This window comes from Streptomyces arenae (assembly GCF_022343545.1).
Taxonomy (GTDB): Bacteria; Actinomycetota; Actinomycetes; order Streptomycetales; family Streptomycetaceae; genus Streptomyces; species Streptomyces humi.
Window position 1 is genome coordinate 165,156 of the sequence record NZ_JAKQYH010000087.1, and the last position, 18,825, is coordinate 183,980.

15 protein-coding genes and 1 tRNA gene are annotated in these 18,825 nt (G+C 71.6%); 5 read left to right on the forward strand and 11 right to left on the reverse strand.

Going from position 1 to position 18,825, the window contains the following annotated elements; genetic code table 11:
• Positions 1 to 52: 52 nt before the first annotated feature.
• Positions 53 to 730 (reverse strand): TetR/AcrR family transcriptional regulator, encoded by a 678-nt coding sequence (locus MB828_RS40070; RefSeq protein WP_133027925.1) that lies wholly within the window; start codon positions 728 to 730, stop codon positions 53 to 55.
• Complete coding sequence (locus MB828_RS40075) at positions 727 to 1,737, reverse strand: acyl-CoA desaturase (RefSeq protein ID WP_301652460.1); 1,011 nt, start codon at positions 1,735 to 1,737, stop codon at positions 727 to 729. Before MB828_RS40075 ends, MB828_RS40070 begins: the two co-directional genes overlap by 4 nt.
• Before the next feature lie 301 nt (positions 1,738 to 2,038).
• Here MB828_RS40075 and ppc point away from each other — a divergent pair, with 301 nt between their 5' ends.
• Positions 2,039 to 4,780 (forward strand): phosphoenolpyruvate carboxylase, encoded by a 2,742-nt coding sequence (ppc, locus tag MB828_RS40080; RefSeq protein WP_133027923.1) that lies wholly within the window; start codon positions 2,039 to 2,041, stop codon positions 4,778 to 4,780.
• Between the two features lie 63 nt (positions 4,781 to 4,843).
• On the opposite strand, the gene MB828_RS40085 is transcribed toward ppc, so the two are convergent.
• The 7 genes from MB828_RS40085 to MB828_RS40115 all read right to left on the reverse strand — a co-directional run bounded on the left by MB828_RS40085 (position 4,844) and on the right by MB828_RS40115 (position 10,515).
• Positions 4,844 to 5,344, reverse strand: coding sequence for a hypothetical protein (locus MB828_RS40085; RefSeq protein WP_301652461.1), 501 nt, complete (start codon positions 5,342 to 5,344; stop codon positions 4,844 to 4,846).
• Between the two features lie 42 nt (positions 5,345 to 5,386).
• Positions 5,387 to 5,989, reverse strand: coding sequence for an aminoacyl-tRNA hydrolase (pth, locus tag MB828_RS40090; RefSeq protein WP_301652462.1), 603 nt, complete (start codon positions 5,987 to 5,989; stop codon positions 5,387 to 5,389).
• 74 nt (positions 5,990 to 6,063) lie between these two features.
• Entirely contained in the window at positions 6,064 to 6,660 is a 597-nt protein-coding gene (locus MB828_RS40095) for a 50S ribosomal protein L25/general stress protein Ctc (RefSeq protein ID WP_133027920.1), read from the reverse strand.
• 217 nt (positions 6,661 to 6,877) lie between these two features.
• Positions 6,878 to 7,858, reverse strand: a complete 981-nt coding sequence (locus MB828_RS40100; protein WP_133027919.1) for a ribose-phosphate diphosphokinase — start codon at positions 7,856 to 7,858, stop codon at positions 6,878 to 6,880.
• Between the two features lie 140 nt (positions 7,859 to 7,998).
• Complete coding sequence (gene glmU, locus MB828_RS40105; RefSeq protein WP_301652463.1) at positions 7,999 to 9,447, reverse strand: bifunctional UDP-N-acetylglucosamine diphosphorylase/glucosamine-1-phosphate N-acetyltransferase GlmU; 1,449 nt, start codon at positions 9,445 to 9,447, stop codon at positions 7,999 to 8,001.
• Positions 9,448 to 9,562: 115 nt separating this feature from the next.
• Positions 9,563 to 9,637: transfer RNA gene (locus tag MB828_RS40110), tRNA-Gln, on the reverse strand.
• Between the two features lie 14 nt (positions 9,638 to 9,651).
• Positions 9,652 to 10,515, reverse strand: a complete 864-nt coding sequence (locus MB828_RS40115) for a helix-turn-helix domain-containing protein (RefSeq protein ID WP_301652464.1) — start codon at positions 10,513 to 10,515, stop codon at positions 9,652 to 9,654.
• 166 nt (positions 10,516 to 10,681) lie between these two features.
• Between MB828_RS40115 and MB828_RS40120 the strand changes: the two genes are divergently transcribed.
• The gene (locus tag MB828_RS40120) at positions 10,682 to 12,046 is read left to right on the forward strand and encodes a sensor histidine kinase (RefSeq protein ID WP_301652465.1); all 1,365 of its coding nucleotides are present in this window, start codon (positions 10,682 to 10,684) and stop codon (positions 12,044 to 12,046) included.
• Positions 12,047 to 12,083: 37 nt separating this feature from the next.
• Here MB828_RS40120 and MB828_RS40125 read toward each other — a convergent pair whose 3' ends face one another.
• Positions 12,084 to 12,617: an SUKH-3 domain-containing protein gene (locus MB828_RS40125; RefSeq protein ID WP_301652466.1), complete on the reverse strand. Its 534-nt coding sequence runs from the start codon at positions 12,615 to 12,617 to the stop codon at positions 12,084 to 12,086.
• A gap of 121 nt (positions 12,618 to 12,738) precedes the next feature.
• Entirely contained in the window at positions 12,739 to 13,275 is a 537-nt protein-coding gene (locus tag MB828_RS40130; RefSeq protein WP_133027914.1) for a YwqJ-related putative deaminase, read from the reverse strand.
• A gap of 298 nt (positions 13,276 to 13,573) precedes the next feature.
• Here MB828_RS40130 and MB828_RS40135 point away from each other — a divergent pair, with 298 nt between their 5' ends.
• From MB828_RS40135 to MB828_RS40145, 3 genes are all read left to right on the forward strand, one after another.
• Positions 13,574 to 14,590 carry an SMI1/KNR4 family protein gene (locus MB828_RS40135; protein ID WP_133027913.1) on the forward strand — a complete coding sequence of 339 codons (1,017 nt, stop codon included), beginning with the start codon at positions 13,574 to 13,576 and terminating at the stop codon, positions 14,588 to 14,590.
• Between the two features lie 8 nt (positions 14,591 to 14,598).
• Positions 14,599 to 17,628, forward strand: coding sequence for an SUKH-4 family immunity protein (locus MB828_RS40140; RefSeq protein WP_301652467.1), 3,030 nt, complete (start codon positions 14,599 to 14,601; stop codon positions 17,626 to 17,628).
• Between the two features lie 275 nt (positions 17,629 to 17,903).
• Entirely contained in the window at positions 17,904 to 18,791 is an 888-nt protein-coding gene (locus tag MB828_RS40145) for a cellulose-binding protein (RefSeq protein WP_430381498.1), read from the forward strand.
• Positions 18,792 to 18,825 lie beyond the last annotated feature (34 nt).

Sequence of the window (18,825 nt, forward strand, 5' to 3'; positions counted from 1 at the left end):
CGGCGTCTTCACGCGCTGATCCGCCGGATCCGCTGACAGGGCACCGGGGCGCTCACGCCTTCCGGTGCCCTATCAGCCGTGGCTTCTGCTCCAGGCCGTCCAGACCGTGCCAGGCCAGGTTGACCAGGTGCGCGGCGACCTCCGCCTTCTTCGGCCGGCGGACGTCCAGCCACCACTGGCCGGTCAGCGCGACCATCCCGACCAGCGCCTGCGCGTACAGCGGCGCCAGCTTGGGGTCGAAACCGCGGGACTTGAACTCACGGCCCAGGATGTCCTCCACCTGGGTCGCGATGTCGGAGATCAGCGACGCGAACGACCCCGTCGACTGCGGGATGGGGGAGTCCCGGACCAGGATCCGGAAACCGTCCGTGTACTCCTCGATGTAGTCGAGGAGCGCGAACGCGGCCTGCTCGCACAGCTCCCGCGGATGGCCGGCCGTCAGCGAGCTGGTCACCATGTCGAGCAGCCGCCGCATCTCCCGGTCGACCACCACGGCGTACAGCCCCTCCTTGCCGCCGAAGTGCTCGTACACCACCGGCTTGGACACCCCGGCCTTCGCCGCGATCTCCTCCACCGAGGTGCCCTCGAACCCCTTCGCCGCGAAGAGGGTGCGACCGATCTCCAACAGCTGCTGGCGGCGCTCCGCCCCGGTCATACGGGTGCGACGCGCCCGCCGCTGCTTGCTGTCGGGACTGGGGGTGCTGGAGTCGGTCGCCACGGCGTCAATCATGCCGCCTTCGCGGCCTGAGCCCCCTGCCGGGAGGCGCCGTCCCCCGTGTTACGGCGCGAATCGATACGCGAGCGTGACGGCCAGCGCACGTCGTACGCCCAGCCCAGCTGCTCGCACCAGCGGATGATCCGCGCCGACGAGTCCAGCTGGCCGCGCTCCACACCGTGCCGCGCCGACGTCGGGTCGGCGTGGTGCAGGTTGTGCCAGGACTCACCGCAGGACAGCACCGCCAGCCACCACACGTTCCCCGAACGGTCGCGGGACTTGAACGGCCGCTTGCCCACCGCGTGGCAGATCGAGTTGATCGACCACGTCACATGGTGGAGCAACGCCACCCGCACGAGTGAACCCCAGAAGAACCCGGTGAACGCCCCCCACCAGGACATCGTCACCAGACCGCCGATCAGCGGCGGCAGCGCCAGCGACAGCATCGTCCAGTAGATGAACTGCCGGGAGACCGCCCGGATGGCCGGGTCCTTGATCAGATCGGGGGCGTACTTCTCCTGGTTGGTCTGCTCCTCGTCGAACATCCAGGCGATGTGCGCCCACCACAGACCCTTGATCAGCGCCGGCACGGTCTCCCCGTACCGCCACGGGGAGTGCGGGTCACCCTCGGCGTCGGAGAACTTGTGGTGCTTGCGGTGGTCGGCCACCCAGCGCACCAGGGGCCCCTCCACGGCCATCGAGCCCGCGACCGCCAGCGCGATCCGCAGCGGCCGCTTCGCCTTGAACGACCCGTGCGTGAAGTACCGGTGGTAACCGATCGTCACGCCATGACAGCCCAGGTAGTAGAAGAACACCAGCAGGGCCAGGTCGAGCCAGCTCACGCCCCAGCCCCAGGCCAGCGGCACCGCCGCCAGCAGCGCAAGGAAGGGCACGACGATGAACAGCAACAGGGTGATCTGCTCGATCGAACCCTTCTGCTCGCCGCCCAGGGTGGCGGACGAGGGCGAGGCACCGGTGGGCTTCTTGGCTTCTTCGATCACATCGGAACCAGACGAGGTCATGCGCGTCCCCTGTGGGGTCGAGGGTTGAGACAGGTGCCGATCCGCGGCCACCGCAGGGGACTCTAGAACGCATTCCCTACGGTTCCGTAACCTACGGCGACGTAAGTATGGCAGCGAGGCGTCTCGCAGCAAGAGCCCGACAGCCTGCGCGTCCTCACGGACACCTATCCTTGAGTCGGTCGGACAGCGCGGTCCGCTCTGTTTCCTTCCCGGATGTCCGGCCCGTATGCGGGCACGCCCGCCGCGGCCGACGGACGGGTTCCCCTCCAGACGAGCTTCAACACTGCAAGGAGCCGCACCTGTGAGCAGTGCCGACGACCTGACTACCAGCGCCACCACGACCAGCAGTGCGCTGCGCGCCGACATCCGGCGCCTGGGCGACCTCCTCGGCGAGACCCTCGTCCGGCAGGAGGGCCCCGAGCTGCTGGAGCTCGTCGAAAGGGTCCGCCGCCTGACCCGCGAGGACGGCGAGGCCGCCGCCGACCTGCTGCGCGGCACGGAACTGGAGACCGCCGCCAAGCTGGTCCGCGCCTTCTCCACCTACTTCCACCTCGCCAACGTCACCGAGCAGGTGCACCGCGGCCGCGAACTGCGGGCCCGCCGCGCCGCCGAGGGCGGACTGCTCGCCCGCACCGCCGACCGGCTCAAGGACGCCGACGCCGGCCACCTGCGCGAGACCGTCCAGAACCTCAACGTCCGCCCGGTCTTCACGGCCCACCCCACCGAGGCCGCCCGCCGGTCGGTCCTCAACAAGCTCCGGCGCATCGCCGCGCTCCTGGACACCCCGGTCATCGAGTCCGACCGCCGCCGCACCGACATCCGCCTCGCCGAGAACATCGACCTCGTCTGGCAGACCGACGAGCTGCGCGTGGTCCGGCCGGAACCGGCCGACGAGGCCCGCAACGCCATCTACTACCTGGACGAACTGCACGCCGACGCGGTGGGCGACGTCCTGGAGGACCTCACCGCCGAGCTGGAGCGGGTCGGCGTCAAGCTCCCCGACGACACCCGCCCGCTCACCTTCGGCACCTGGATCGGCGGCGACCGCGACGGCAACCCCAACGTCACCCCCCAGGTCACCTGGGACGTCCTCATCCTCCAGCACGAACACGGCATCAACGACGCCCTGGAGATGATCGACGAACTCCGCGGCTTCCTCTCCAACTCCATCCGCTACACCGGCGCCACCGAGGAACTCCTGGAGTCCCTCAAGGCCGACCTCGACCGGCTCCCCGAGATCAGCCCCCGCTACAAGCGGCTCAACGCCGAGGAGCCCTACCGGCTCAAGGCCACCTGCATCCGGCAGAAGCTGGAGAACACCAAGCGGCGCCTGGCCACCGGCACCCCGCACGAGCCCGGCCACGACTACCTCGGCACCGCCGAACTCCTCGCCGACCTGCGCCTCGTCCAGACCTCCCTGCGGGCCCACCGCGGCGGCCTGTTCGCCGACGGCCGCCTCGCCCGTACGATCCGCACCCTGGCCGCGTTCGGCCTCCAGCTCGCCACCATGGACGTCCGCGAGCACGCCGACGCCCACCACCACGCCCTCGGCCAGCTCTTCGACCGCCTCGGCGAGGAGTCCTGGCGCTACGCCGACATGCCCCGCGAGTACCGCGCCAAGCTCCTCGCCAAGGAACTGCGCTCCCGCCGGCCCCTCGCACCCACCCCGGCACCCGTGGACGCGGCGGGCGAGAAGACCCTCGGCGTCTTCCAGACCGTGAAGAAGGCCCTGGAGGTCTTCGGACCCGAGGTCGTCGAGTCCTACATCATCTCCATGTGCCAGGGCGCCGACGACGTCTTCGCCGCCGCCGTACTGGCCCGCGAGGCCGGACTGCTCGACCTGCACGCCGGCTGGGCGAAGATCGGCATCGTGCCGCTCCTGGAGACCACGGACGAGCTCAAGGCCGCCGACACCATCCTGGAGGACATGCTCTCCGACCCCTCGTACCGCCGTCTGGTGGCCCTGCGCGGGGACGTCCAGGAGGTCATGCTCGGCTACTCCGACTCCTCCAAGTTCGGCGGCATCACCACCTCCCAGTGGGAGATCCACCGCGCCCAGCGCCGGCTGCGCGACGTCGCCCACCGCTACGGGGTGCGGCTGCGCCTCTTCCACGGCCGCGGCGGCACCGTCGGCCGCGGCGGCGGCCCCTCGCACGACGCGATCCTCGCCCAGCCCTGGGGCACCCTGGAGGGCGAGATCAAGGTCACCGAGCAGGGCGAGGTCATCTCCGACAAGTACCTGATCCCCTCCCTCGCCAGGGAGAACCTGGAACTGACCGTCGCGGCCACCCTCCAGGCCTCCGCCCTGCACACCGCCCCCCGCCAGTCCGTGGAGGCCCTCGCCCGCTGGGACGCGGCCATGGACGTCGTCTCCGACGCCGCCCACGCCGCCTACCGCCGCCTGGTGGAGGACCCGGACCTGCCGACGTACTTCCTCGCGTCGACGCCGGTGGACCAGCTCGCCGACCTGCACCTGGGCTCCCGCCCCTCCCGCCGCCCCGGCTCCGGCGTCTCGCTCGACGGCCTGCGGGCCATCCCCTGGGTGTTCGGCTGGACCCAGTCCCGGCAGATCGTCCCCGGCTGGTTCGGCGTCGGCTCCGGCCTGAAGGCGCTGCGCGAGGCCGGCCTCGACACCGTCCTGGACGAGATGCACGAACAGTGGCACTTCTTCCGGAACTTCGTCTCCAACGTCGAGATGACCCTCGCCAAGACGGACCTGCGGATCGCCCAGCACTACGTCGACACCCTCGTCCCCGACGAGCTCAAGCACGTGTTCGACACCATCAGGGCCGAGCACGAGCTGACCGTCGCCGAGGTCCTGAAGATCACCGGTGAGTCCGAGCTGCTGGACGCCACCCCCGTCCTCAAGCAGACCTTCACCATCCGCGACGCCTACCTGGACCCGATCTCCTACCTCCAGGTCGCCCTGCTCAAGCGCCAGCGCGACGAGGCCGCCGCGGGCGCCGACCCCGACCCGCTGCTCGCACGCGCCCTGCTCCTCACGGTCAACGGCGTGGCGGCGGGCCTGCGCAACACCGGCTGACCACCGCCTCCGCACACGGCTGTGCCCCCGGGGTCGTACCCCCGGGGGCACAGCCGTGTCCGTCTACCGCACCGTCACGAAGGCCGCCGTGAGCAGCGCCAGCCCCGAACCGCCCAGCACCCACGCCGGCCGGGTCAGCCGCAGCCCGCCGGCCACCACCACCGACGCCAGCAGCAGCGCACCGCCGAACGGCACCCAGGAGTACAGGAACCCGGCGGGACCGGACCGGACCACCTCGTCGGTACCGGGCTTCACGACCACGTCGTACGTCTGCCCCTTGCGCACCGCGACCGACTTGCCGATGACCACACCGGAGCGCGCCGAGGCGCCGGGCGAGACGGGGGTGAACGGTCCCGTGCAGGTGTCCGCACCGCACGAGGTCACCTTGACCGTGCCCTGCTCCTTGCCCTTCGTCAGCATCACGTGCTGCGCGGTGCCCCAGGAGCCCCACACTCCGGCGACCAGGATCAGCACGGCGACCGCGCCCATCGACACGACACGCAGGGCGTCGACCGGAGCCGTACGGGAAGAGGCGGCTGAGGCAGCAGGCATGGCCGGGATCATTGGCCATACCCCTACGGCCGGTCAACTTCCGTAGGGGACAAGTCAGGAGTTGTACGCGCTTTGCGCCCGCTCCAGACCCTCGGTCACCAGCGCCTCCACCGCGTCGGCCGCGCGGTCCACGAAGTAGTCCAGCTCCTTGCGCTCGGCCGGGGAGAAGTCCTTCAGCACGAAGTCCGCCACCTGCATACGACCCGGAGGACGCCCGATCCCGAACCGCAGTCGGTGGTAGTCCGCCCCCATCGCCTTCGTCATCGACTTCAGCCCGTTGTGGCCGTTGTCGCCACCGCCCAGCTTGAGGCGCAGGGTGCCGTAGTCGATGTCCAGCTCGTCGTGGACCGCCACGATGTTGGCGAGCGGCACCTTGTAGAAGTCGCGCAGCGCGTTCACCGGCCCGCCGGACAGATTCATGAACGACATCGGCTTGGCCAGGATCACCCGCCGGCCGGCCGGCCCCGGCGCCCCGAGCCGCCCCTCCACGACCTGCGCCTGCGCCTTCCCGGCCCGCTTGAACTTCCCGCCGATCCGGTCGGCGACCAGGTCCACGACCATGAACCCGACGTTGTGCCGGTTGGCGGCGTACTCGGGCCCGGGATTGCCGAGCCCGACGATCAGCCAGGGGGCGTTGGCGGGGGTGGTCACGTCCATGTCTCCTTGATACGCGCCAGCCGCCGCTCCCGGGAGGAAGCAGCGGCTGACGAACGATGAAACGACGGTGAGGATCAGGCCTCGGCGGCCTCTTCGGCCTCGCCCTCGGCGCCCTCGGCCGCCTCCTCCGCCTGCGCGGCCAGCACCTGGAGGACGACCGCGTCCTCCTCGACGGCCAGGGTCACGCCGGACGGCAGGGTGATGTCCTTGGCGAGGACGGAGGCGCCGGCCTCCAGGCCCTCGACGGACACGGTGACGGCCTCGGGGATGTGGGTGGCCTCGGCCTCGACCGGAAGCGCGTTGAGCACGTGCTCCAGCAGGTTGCCGCCGGCGGCCAGCTCGCCCTCGGTGTGCACCGGGATCTCGACCGTGACCTTCTCGCCGCGCTTGACCAGCAGCAGGTCGACGTGCTCCAGGAAGCCCTTGATCGGGTCGCGCTGCACGGACTTCGGGATCGCCAGCTCGTTGGTCTTGCCGTCGATGTCCAGGGAGATCAGGACGTTCGGCGTGCGCAGCGCGAGCAGCAGGTCGTGACCCGGAAGGGTGAGGTGCAGCGGGTCCGAACCGTGGCCGTACAGGACACCGGGGACCTTGGAGTCACGGCGGATACGGCGGGCGGCGCCCTTGCCGAACTCGGTGCGCGACTCGGCGGAGATCTTCACCTCGGACATGTTGATCACTCCTCGTAGAGGTAGACACGGACAGGGTCACCCGGCCACGAACGGCCTGCTACGAAGAGCGCGTCGATAACGGAGGCGTGGCCTCCCTCGCCGAGCAACTGGGGAAGTGTACTCGGCACGGGAGGCCACAGAGAAATCGATCAGCGTCGGCCGGCGTCCACCGGACGCCGACGATCATGCAGAAGCGTTTTTACAGCTCACTGCACACTCACTGCTCGTCGAACAGGCTCGTCACCGAACCGTCCTCGAACACCTCACGCACCGCACTCGCGATCGTCGGCGCGATCGACAGCACCGTGATCTTGTCCAGATCCCGGCTCAGCTCACCCGGCGTCGGCAGCGTGTTCGTCAGCACGAACTCGCTCACCCGCGAGTTCTTCAGCCGGTCCGCCGCCGGACCCGACAGCACACCATGCGTCGCCGTCACGATGACGTCCTCCGCACCATGCGCGAACAACGCGTCCGCGGCCGCACAGATCGTGCCACCGGTGTCGATCATGTCGTCGACCAGAACGCACACCCGGCCCTCGACCTCACCCACGACCTCGTGCACCGTCACCTGGTTCGCCACGTCCTTGTCACGGCGCTTGTGCACGATCGCCAGCGGCGCACCCAGCCGGTCGCACCACCGGTCCGCCACCCGCACCCGGCCGGCGTCCGGAGACACGATCGTCAGCTTGTCCTTGTCCACCTTCGAGCCCACGTAGTCCGCGAGCAGCGGAAGCGCGAACAGATGGTCCACCGGACCGTCGAAGAAACCCTGGATCTGATCCGTGTGCAGATCGACCGTGAGAATCCGGTCCGCACCCGCCGTCTTCATCAGATCCGCGATCAGCCGCGCCGAGATCGGCTCACGGCCCCGGTGCTTCTTGTCCTGCCGCGCGTAACCGTAGAACGGCACGATCACCGTGATGGACCGCGCCGACGCCCGCTTCAACGCGTCGATCATGATCAACTGCTCCATGATCCACTGGTTGATCGGAGCCGTGTGGCTCTGGATCACGAAGCAGTCGGCACCACGCGCCGACTCCTGGTAGCGAACGTAGATCTCACCGTTCGCGAAGTCGAAGGCCTTCGTCGGGACGACCCCGACACCCAGCTGGTGGGCGACCTCCTCGGCAAGCTCGGGGTGGGCGCGGCCGGAGAAGAACATCATCTTCTTCTCGCCGGTCGTCTTGATCCCGGTCACAGCACTGTCTCCTCAGAGGTTCTCAGCCGTACAGCTGGAGGTCCGGCGGCCCCCGCGCCGGACGCGGAGGGCCGAATCAGCTGGTTAGGTGCGGGTGTGCACTTATCACGGTACGACGTCTTCGGCGCACCTGTTTCCGGTCAGTCCTCGCTCGCGCCCTGCCGGGAAGCCGCCTCAGCCGCCTTCGCCGCCGCGCTCCCCGGACGCTTCCGGGCCACCCAACCCTCGATATTCCGCTGCTGGCCACGGGCCACGGCAAGCGAACCGGGCGGCACATCCTTCGTGATCACGGACCCGGCAGCGGTGTACGCGCCGTCCCCGACCGTGACAGGAGCCACAAACATGTTGTCCGACCCCGTCTTGCAGTGCGACCCGACGGTGGTGTGATGCTTGCTCTCCCCGTCGTAGTTGACGAACACGCTCGCCGCACCGATGTTCGAGTACTCCCCGATCGTCGCGTCACCCACGTACGACAGGTGCGGGATCTTCGTCCCCTCACCGATCGAGGCGTTCTTCGTCTCCACGTACGTACCGATCTTGCCCTTCGCCCCCAGCCGGGTCCCCGGCCGCAGATAGGCGTACGGCCCCACCGACGCGTTCGCACCGATGTGCGCCGAGTCGGACACCGTGTTGTCGACACGCGCCCCCGCGTCGACCCGGGTGTCCCGCAGCCGGCTGTTCGGCCCGACCTCCGCACCCTCGGCCAGATGCGTACTGCCGTGCAGCTGCGTCCCCGGATGCACGACGACGTCCTGCCCGAACGTCACCGTCACGTCCACCCACGTGGTCGCCGGATCGACGACCGTCACCCCGGCGAGCATCGCCCGCTCCAGCAGCCGGTCATTCAGGATCCGACGCGCCTGGGCCAGCTGCACCCGGTTGTTGATCCCCGAAATCTCCCGGTGGTCCACCGCCACCGACGCCCCGACCCGGTGCCCGGCCTCCCGCAGGATCCCCAGCACGTCGGTCAGGTACTCCTCACCCTGACTGTTGTCCGTCCGCACCTTGCCCAGCGCGTCCGCCAGCAACTGCCCGTCGAACGCGAACACCCCGGAGTTGATCTCCCGGATCGCCCGCTGCGCCTCGTCGGCGTCCTTGTGCTCCACGATCGCCGTCACGGCACCGGAACCGGCGTCGCGCACGATACGGCCGTAACCGGTCGCGTCCGGCACCTCCGCCGTCAGCACGGTCACCGCGTTGCCGTCGGCGTGGTGCGTCTCCGCGAGCGCCGTCAGCGTCTCCCCGGTGAGCAACGGGGTGTCCCCGCAGACCACGACCACGGTCCCGTCGACGGCCCCGCCCAGCTCCTCCAGCGCCATCCGCACGGCGTGCCCGGTGCCGTTCTGCTGCTCCTGCACGGCGGTACGGACGGTCGCGTCGACCTCGCCGAGATGCGCGGCGACCTGCTCGCGCGCGTGCCCGACGACGACGACCAGGTGCTCCGGGTCCAACTCGCGGGAGGCGGCGAGCACATGGCCCACCAGGGAACGGCCGCAGATCTGGTGCAGGACCTTGGGTGTGGCCGACTTCATACGGGTGCCCTCACCCGCTGCGAGAACGACGACGGCTGCCGGGCGAATGGCGCTCACGGATGTGCCCTTCGGCTTTTTGGACGGGTGGGGGTGACATCCGCAGGATACCGGGGCGCCTCATGGACGACATGAGAGCGGGCCCTGACGGTGCTGTCAGGGCCCGAACCGAGCATGGCTCCCCCGCCAGGACTCGAACCTGAAATACATCGTCCAAAGCGACGCGTGTTGCCGATTACACCACGGGGGATTACGGAGTGCAGCCTACGCGGTTCGTCGCTTGGCCTCCACCACCATGCCAGACCACCAGCCTTCGATGCGACGGTACAAGTCGGCTCCGCCGCGAACATCGATGCGGAGGCAGCCGTAGTAGTTCTCGTCGATGTTCTTCCGGTTCGTGCTCGGGTTGTGCTTCTTGATGGTGGTCTTGAGGAACGCAGTCCTCTCGGTGCACACGTGGTTCGCCCAGAACTCCTCGGCGGCCGCAACGTCGGCGGTTTCGTGGATGTGGACGGCGAACTTGAGTCGCTCGGGTTTGACGTCGAGTAGACGGAGCCAGGCCAGGTACAGGCTGATCATGTCGGGGTCGCTGTTCACGAAGGTGACCCGTTCCTGGCGCCGATACGGCTTGCTCTTCGAACCCTCGGCCCAGTAGAGCCCCACACCGACCAGGAACAGTTCGCGGTCGGCCATCTGCCCAATCTCCTGTGCTGCCAGGAGTTTGGTCTGGTGTCGCTCTTCGTCCCTCAACCTCAGCGTGGCTTCCCAGCCGCGCTTGGCGATGGCCGAAGCCTCTTCACGGGTCCGCTTTCTGCGCTCCGGCGTCGGCAGATCCCGTACCCACAACGAGATCGAGCTCTTCGAGCAGCCCAGCTCCACCTGGATCTGGTCGTAGGTCCAGCCCTGGAGCCGAAGCTCCCGTGCCCTGGCCCTCAGGTCGTCCTTTGCGTTCGGGCGCTTGGTCCAGTCCGGCGGGGGCTCGCCCTCCAGGAGGCGGTTGAGGATGTCGTTGTTGTGGATGTGGAGGCGGTCGCGGATCTGGCGGCGGCTGAGTCCGGTCCGTCGTAGCGCCACCGCCTGCTCCCGTAGTCCCTCGAAGTTCTGGTACTTGCTCTGTAGATGTGCCATAGGCATACCGTCCAGGCGGAATGCCCCATTCCGGGTTCGAACGGGGGTGGTTCAGCAGTTCGAGGGGTTGTGGTGGGTTTCGGTGTTGTTCGGTTACGGAGTGTGGTGTAGGGCAGTAGACGAAACTCACCGGAAAAGCCCACCCTCGCGCCCGTAGGCTGGACGCATGACCACGACGGGGGCAGACCACGCGACGGCCTTGACCGGGCCGTGGTGGTGGTCGCGGTGGCGTAGTGCGGTTCTGGACGGGGCGCTCGCCCTGGTGTCGGCGCTGGAGTGCGGCGCGGAGGGCATCCCGTTCGCGCGGGACGCCGGGGTCCCGCTGTCGGCGGGGATCGTGTTCGGTTTGCTGGCCGGTTCGGTCCTGCTGCTGCGCAGGAAGTGGCCGATCGCCGTCGTCCTGGTCGCGATCGCGGTCACGCCGGCCCAGATGGGCTTCCTGATGGGCATCGTCGGCCTGTACACGCTGGCCGCGGCGGAGCTGCCGCGCCGGATCATCGTGGCGCTGGCGGGGATGTCGCTGGTCGGCACGATGATCGTGACGTTCGTGCGGGTGAAGCAGGACATGGCGCGGGGGGATCTGACGCTGGGGGACTGGTTCGTCCCGTTCGCGGCGGTCACCACGTCCCTCGGGCTGACGGCGCCGCCGTTGCTGCTCGGCTTGTACGTGGGTGCGCGGCGCCGGCTGATGGAGAGCCTGCGGGAGCGGGCGGACAGCCTGGAGCGGGAGTTGCAGCTGCTCGCGGAGCGCGCGGAGGAGCGCGCGGAGTGGGCGCGGGGTGAGGAGCGCACGCGGATCGCGCGGGAGATGCATGACGTGGTCGCGCACCGGGTGTCGTTGATGGTGGTGCACGCGGCGGCGTTGCAGGCGGTGGCGCGGAAGGACCCGGAGAAGGCGGTGAGGAACGCGGCGCTGGTGGGGGACATGGGGCGCCAGGCGTTGACGGAGTTGCGGGAGATGCTGGGGGTGCTGCGCTCGGGGGATTCGGCTCAGCGCCGTACGGCGCCGGCGTCCGCTTCGGTCTCGGTGTCCGTCGTGTCGGCGTCGGCGTCGGCGTCGGGTTCGGTGCCGTTGGCGGCGGTGGGGGTGGCGGCCGCGGCCGCGGCGGCGGCTTCGCGGGTGGCCGAGGAGGAGGGGCCGTGGCTGTCGGAGCTCGATGTGCTGATCGGGCAGTCGGCGGCGGCGGGGATGGTGGTGGACCTGTCGGTGGAGGGCGATGTCCGGTCGTACGCGGCGGAGATCGAGCAGACGGCGTTCCGGGTGGTGCAGGAGGCGCTGACCAACGTCCACAAGCACGCGGCGGGCGCGAAGACGCATGTGCGGCTGGCGCACCGGGTGGCGGAGATCGCGATGCAGGTGGAGAACGAGCCGCCGCCGGAGCCGGCGTCGGCGGCGTCGGCCGGGCTGCCGTCCGGGGGGAACGGTCTGGTGGGAATGCGGGAGCGGGTGCTGGGGCTGGGCGGGGTGTTCGTGTCGGGGCCGACGGACGCGGGGGGTTTCCGGGTGTCGGCGGTGATTCCGGCGGTCTGACCGGGGGCCGGGTGTCGTGTCGTCCGGGTGTGGGCGGTCAGTTGTGCGTGGTCAGGCGCTGTGGCTCGATGCCCGCGATGAGGGCGGCCAGGGCGTGGTCGATGTCGGGGCCGACGTACCAGTCGCCGGTGTGGTCGAGGATGTAGACCCGGCCTTCGGTGTCGACGGCCAGCAGGGAGTGGGTGTCGGTCTCCTCGCCGAGTGGGCAGACCTCGGTGTCCAGTGCGCGGCCGAGGTCGCCGAGGGTGCGGGCGAGATGGAGGCCGTGCAGGGGGTCGAGGTGCAGGGCGGCGGGGGCGACCTGGCGGCCCGTTCCGCCGGGGGTGATGCGCAGGCCGCCGAACTCGGCCCAGGCTTCCACGGCGGCGGGGAAGACGGCGTGCCGGTGTCCGGCGGGTGAGGTGTGTTCGCGCAGGGCGTCGGCCCAGATCTCGGCCTGCTTTATGTCCCAGCGTCCGGGTTGCCAGCCGGCGGCGCGCAGGGTGGCTTCGACGGGTGCGGAGAAGCGCGTGGCGGGTCCTCCGGGGCGGGTGAGGCCGAGACTGGGGGACGTGGTGCGGTCGGCGTGCATCTGCCCTTCGTTCGTGTCTGTGCGGGTGCGGGTGCGGGTGCGGGTGCGGGTGCGGTGTGTCGGTTGGGGTGCGGTGCGTCGGGTGGGGAGCGGGGTGCGGGCTGCGGGGTGCGGGCGTGTGTCAGTCGTCGGTGGTGGGGTCGACGACGCGGACGCCGAAGTGGGCGGTGAGGGCGGTGCAGGCCCGGCAGGGGGCGGCGAAGCTGCCGTGCAGGGGGTCGCCGTCCTCGCGTATCCGGCGGGCGGTGAGCTTGGCCTGCTTGAGGGCTTTGCGGGCCTCGCCGTTGGTCATGGGTTTGCGCAGGGCGCGTTTGCTGCGGGCGGCGTCGGCGGTGGTGATGTGCCGTGAGATGAGGATGGCCTCGGCGCAGCGGCCGGTGAAGCGGTCGCGCTGTCCGCTGGGGAGGGTGTCGAGGAACTCCTGGACCAACGGGTGCAGCTCAGGCGGCTGGTCGCCGCGTGCGGCGGTGCCGGTGAGGGTGGCGCCGCGTACGGAGAGGGCGGCGGCGACGGTGGGCAGAATGCCGTCACGGCGGTGCTGGAGGGTGGGCGCGAGAGGTGTTTCGCTGCTGCTCCAGCCGATGCGCGGGTCGCCGCCGAAGGCGCTGTGGGCCGCGCCGGGCACGGCGTTGTGAGGTCCCGTCTGTGTGGCGTTCATGATCGTCTTCCCCTCCCGGGCATCCCCCCGAAAGTCACAGACTGCCAAATCCCGTGGCGGGTGCGGTAGCTGGGGCGCTGCGACACGCCCGGGTTTGGGCAGGGTGTCACGGCGGGGTGACGGCTGGTCACGGAAGCGGAGGCCCGGTGACCGGGGTTCGCGTACCGCATAGGCTGTCGGCACCGCGATGGGTGCGGTCGACGCGTCTGGGACGTGGGAGAGACAGCCGGATACGGGCCGTGGCGCGCCGCAGGGGTGTGGTGCGGACTCGTACAGAGTGCCGCAGGGGGCAACCGTCATGACGACAGGTCGGCTCGGGCTGGGGGCACCGCCCAGCCGCCAGGCTGGGGGACAGGCCGCGCCGCCGAACGCGGCCTATGCCGGGCAGGTCGTGCATTTCCCGGATCCGGTCCGGGCGGCACGTCACCCGAGAGGGGTACGTGTCGACGAGCGTGGCTACCCCGATTTCTCGCCCTACGCGCGCGCGGTGGCGGAGATCGCCGATCCGCCGGAGGGCTTCGGGGTCGACGAACTGCGGCTGACGGACTTCGTGTCCGCGAACGCGGTGCTGGCGGCTTCCGGTCATGAGCTGTGGGACACGGTGCCGGCGGTGGCGACACCGCACGGCTGGACGTGGCATCACGTGGTGGGGTCGCGGCGCCTGGAGCTGGTTCCGGTCGAGGTGAAGGCGCTGCTGCGGCATCACGGTGGGGTGGCGACGGCGAAGGTGGACCAGGGGAAGCGGGGGACGCGGCCGTTGCAGGAGACGCGGCCGGCGCACTTCGGGCTGCCGAAGTCGGGTGTGGCCGTGTCGGAGTCGCAGGTGCAGGGGGTCGAGGAGGACCTGGGGTACCGGCTGCCGGGCGCCTACCGTTCCTTCCTGAAGGCGGCGGGCGGGTGCGCGCCGGTGGGCACGGCCCTGCTGGCCGACCTGGGCCTGCTGTTCGACCAGCCGTTCTTCACGGTCCGGGACGAGGCGGCGGTCAACGACCTCGTGTACGTGAACAAGTGCCTGCGGGACCACCTGACCAAGGACTACCTCGGCGTCTGCTTCGTGCAGGGCGGTCTGGTGGCGGTGAAGGTGAAGGGCGACCGGCTGGGCTCGGTGTGGTTCTGCGCGTACGACGACGTGCGCGACGTGGATCCCGCGTGGCCGCCGGCGGAGCGGGTGGAGCGGCTGTTGCTGCCGTGCGGTGAGGACTTCGACGTGTTCCTGTCGCGGCTGGCGGGGTCACCGCCGGAGCTGGAGACGGTGGCGAACCTGATGGTGGACGGCGGTTTCGCGCGTGCCGTCCCTGCTGACGCGGGGGAGTGAGTTTCGGCATGGTGACGTTCGCGCAGGCGCAGGAGCGCGCGGAGGAGTGGATCAACGGGGACGTGCCCGCGTACCAGCATCGTGAGGTGCGGGTACGGGAGTTCGGCCTCGGGTTCGTGGTGTGGGGCGAGGACCGCGCGGACGGCCCGCGTTCGGACGCGGGCGGGCAGCGGCTGGTCATCGCCCGGGACAGCGGAGAGGCCACGCTGTGGCCCGCGCTGCCGGTGGGTGAGGTGATCCGCCGGTACGAGGAGGAGTACGGCCGTGAGGCGGAGGTCGCCGACGCGGCGCCGGCGCCGGCCGCGCGGGTGGACCTGAACCAGACGTCGTTCCTGCTGAGTCCGCCGGAGTGGCTCCAGGAGGCGGCCGACAAGCTGGGCATCCCGGACCGGCGGCCGGAGGGCGAGGACACGCCGGCGGGCCCCCGCGCGGGATCCGACGCCGGGGCGGGCACCGGGCCCGCCCCCATCGGGCTTGCCGAGACGCAGACCGGGGTGCCGGCGGCTGGTGCGGGCGCTGGTGCGGGTGCCGGTGCCGGTGCCGGTGCTGGCGTCGGTGCCGGGGCGTCTGTCGGGGCGCGAGAGGCTTCGGGTGCGCCGGGCGTGCACAACGCGTCCGCCGGTGCGACCCCTTGGGCCGGTACCGACACCAACGCCGACGCGGGCGAGGACCGTTCCGTCCCGTTGCCGGCGACGGTGTTCGCGCCGCCGCTGAGCGACGCCGACGACGGCGCCCTGGGGGATGCCGAGACGGCCCTGATGACCGGCGGCAGCCAACTGCCGCGTACGGCGGTCTCCCCGGCGCTCGACGACCCGAAGGCGCCGGGAGCACCCGGAGCACCCGGAGCCGCGGGTGGCGCGGCAGGGGCACCCGGAGCACCGCGGGGCAACACGCCCCCGCAGCCCCCGCAGGGCCCCCCGTCGTACGCCCACCCGCAGCCCCCGTCCGCTCCGGGCACGCCCCCGCCGAGCACGCCCGGTGGTCCGCAGGGGTCCGGGGGTTCCTCGTACGGATATCCGCAGGGACCGGCCGCTCCGATCGCGCCCGGCGGCCCACAGGCACCGGCGGCCTCCTCGTACGCCCACCCGCAGCCCCCGTCCGCTCCGGGCACGCCCCCGTCGGGCGCGGCCGGCGGTCCGCAGGGGCCGGAGGGTTCCTCGTACGGGTATCCGCAGCCACCGGCCGCACCCGGATACGGCTATCCGCAGGCGTCCGCCGGTGCTCCCGACGTGGCCCCGTCTCCGCATGCTCCCCAGCCTCCCGCCGGTCCGGCCACGCCGGGGCGGCGGCTCGCGCCGAACGCCGGTGACATAGCGGACGCCGCGACCAGCAGGGCCGCTCCGCCTCCGCGCAGGGGTCGTGGCGGAGCCGGTGCGCCGCCTCCGCCGCCGGGTGTCCCGGGTGCGCCGGGCGTCCGTCTCGGGGGTCCGTCCGAGCCGCCCGCGCCGGGCGGGTACGCGCCCACGCAGATGGTGTCGGCCACCGGTCCCGGCGGGCCCGAGGCCCCGGCCGGTCCGGGGACCCCGCCGGGTGCTTCCAACCCGCTGGGTGGTCCGGGTACTCCGGGCGGTACGCCGCCGGGCGACGTTCACCGCGCGGCCACGATGATGGCCGACCCGAGCGGGATGGGACCGGGCGCGCCGCAGCCGCCGGGTGCCCCTGGCACGCCTGGTGCGCCGGGCGCGCGTGGTGCTGCGGGCGCCCCTGGTGTGCCGAACCCGCCCGGCGCTCCCGGAGTACCGGGCGCCCCTGGCGTACCCCCCGCGCCGGGCGGCACCGGCGCACCCCAGCCCCCGCGCGCCCCCGGCGCCCCGCAGCAGCCGCCGGCTGCCCCCGGCATGCCTCCCGCGCCCGGTCCGCACGGCTCGGCCGGTGGCGCGCAGGGGGCGGTTCACCATGCGGAGACCGTGCTGGCCGCGCCCCCGGTGGGCGCTCCGGGCGCCCCCGGCATGCCGCCGGGCGCTCCGCAGATGCCGCCGCCCATGCCGCCGGGTGCCATGCCGCCGCCCGGGCAGCCGGGGCCCGGTGGGCAGCCGCCGGCGTACGGCTACCCGCAGCAGGGGCAGCCGACGGTCGGTCCGGGCTACCAGGCGGTGCTGCGCTACCGGGCGCAGGACGGCTCGGAGCAGCAGCTGATCCGGCGTTCCGCGCCGGGCACACCGCATCCGGAGTGGCAGATCTACCACGAGCTGCGGGCCATGAACGTGCCGCCGGACCAGGTGCTGGAACTGCACACGGAGCTGGAGCCGTGCGAGCTGCCGGGGGCCTACTGCGCGCGGATGATCCGGGAGCAGTGGCCGCAGGCCCGGCTGGCGAGCATCGCGCCGTACGGGACGGACCACGCGAGCCGGCAGCAGGGGATGCGTCAGCTGCTGGCGCACCAGGGCGAGTTGCACCAGGTGGCCGCGGGTCCGGCGCGGCCCGCGCCGGTGCGGGCGCCGTTGCCGCAGGTGCAGGCGGCGCCGCCGATCCCGCCGGAGGCGATCGCGCAGGAGCTGGGCGCGGCGTTCGGTCCTGGCGTGTTCCGCTTCGAGCAGGCGGCGGTGGACCGGCAGGGCGTGCCGCCGATCGTGGCGCACATGCTGGTCGCGGCGGGCCTGCCGCTGGACATGGGGCCGTTCTTCTGGGCGCAGGCCCAGCCGGGCCGGCCGGTGCCGACGCTGGCGGAGCTGGCGCAGGAACGCGGTGTGCGGCCGGCGCCGGACGCGGGGTCGTACCTCGTCATGGGCACCGACTTCGGCAAGGCGGTGTGTGTGCAGTACGGCACCGCGAACATCGTGGCCGTTCCGGTGGAGGCCGGGCCGGGCGGGGCGTCCGTGCCGCCGCAGTTCGTCAACACCGGGCTGCCGGAGTTCGCGCGCTGCCTGGCGCTGCTGGGCCGGATGTGGCGTCTCAGGTTCGGTCTGAACCAGGAGCAGGCGGGCCGCTGGACCGTCGACTTCCAGGCCCAGCTGGCCTCCCTGGACCCGGCGGCGCTGGGTTCGCCGGAGAGCTGGTGGTCGGTGCTGCTGGAACAGATGTGGGACGGGCTGTTGTAGGGCGGCGGCAGGAAGACCGGTGGGGCCGGTCCGGTCGGGCGACCGGACCGGCCCCACGTGCGTGCGCGCGTTTCCGTGCCGGCTGCCGACCCGCTGCCGGAGGGCGCGCGGCTGAATCCGCGCGCCCCCTGGCGTGTTCGCGTGCCCGGTTCTGCCGTGGGGTGCTTCGGCCGTGACATCTCTGCGGAGTGTCGCGTTATGAACACTTACGTCCCATCCATCAAGATGTGCGCGAAATCATCATTCGTGCGGTCCGGTGGAGAGGGGTACCCAGGGTGAGCAGCGCATCGATGTCGCCGTACGAATTCGCGACCGTCCGGGGGCGTGGCTACCGCCCCGAGCAGGTCGAGTCGTTCCTGGCGGCGCTCTCCGAGGACCGGGACGCGGCATGGGAGCGGGCCGCGCGGCTCACCGTGCTCGCCAAGGACATGGGCGCGGAGGCCGAGCGGCTGCGCACCGCCGTCGCGGAGCTGCCGCCCCAGTCCTACGAGGCGCTCGGGGACCGCGCCCAGCGGGTGTTCCGGCTGGTGCAGGACGAGGCGGCGGCGCTGCGGGGCAACGCCCGGCGGGAGCTGACGGACGGGGTCGCGCAGTCCGCGGAGCGGGCCGAGAACGCGCGCTGCACGGCTCAGGAGGAGGCCGACGCGCTCCGCGCGGACGCCGAGGAACACGCCCGCCGGCTGCTCCTCGCCGCGCGTGCCGAGGCGGACGACATCCGTATCGGGGCCCGTCTCGAGGTGAAGGAGATGCGCGGCGAGGCGCTGGCGGCGTTGCGCGAGGTGCGGCAGCGCACCGCGGCGATGCTGGCGGACCAGGCCAGGCAGCAGGCGGAGATGTGGGCCGAGGCGGAGCGCGAGGAGGTCGCGAGCGCCGCCGCGGTCGACGCGCACAACGCCGAGCGCATCGCCCGCGCCGAGGCCGCCCTGGAGGAGGCGGAGCGGGCCCTGGAGGAGGCGGAGGAGTCGGCGCGGCGCTCCGAGGAGGAGGCCCACGCCCGTGCCGCCGAGATCCTCACGGAGGCGCGGCTGCGTGAGGAGCGCATCGCGCGCGAGACCGAACGGGTGCTGCGTGAGCACGGGGAGACCTGGGACGACGTCCAGGCGCACATGGACCACATGCGGGACAGCCTGATGACCCTGACGGGGCGCGCGGCGGCGGAATAGCGCCCCTCGCGGCACCGCAGCCCACGGGGCGTGC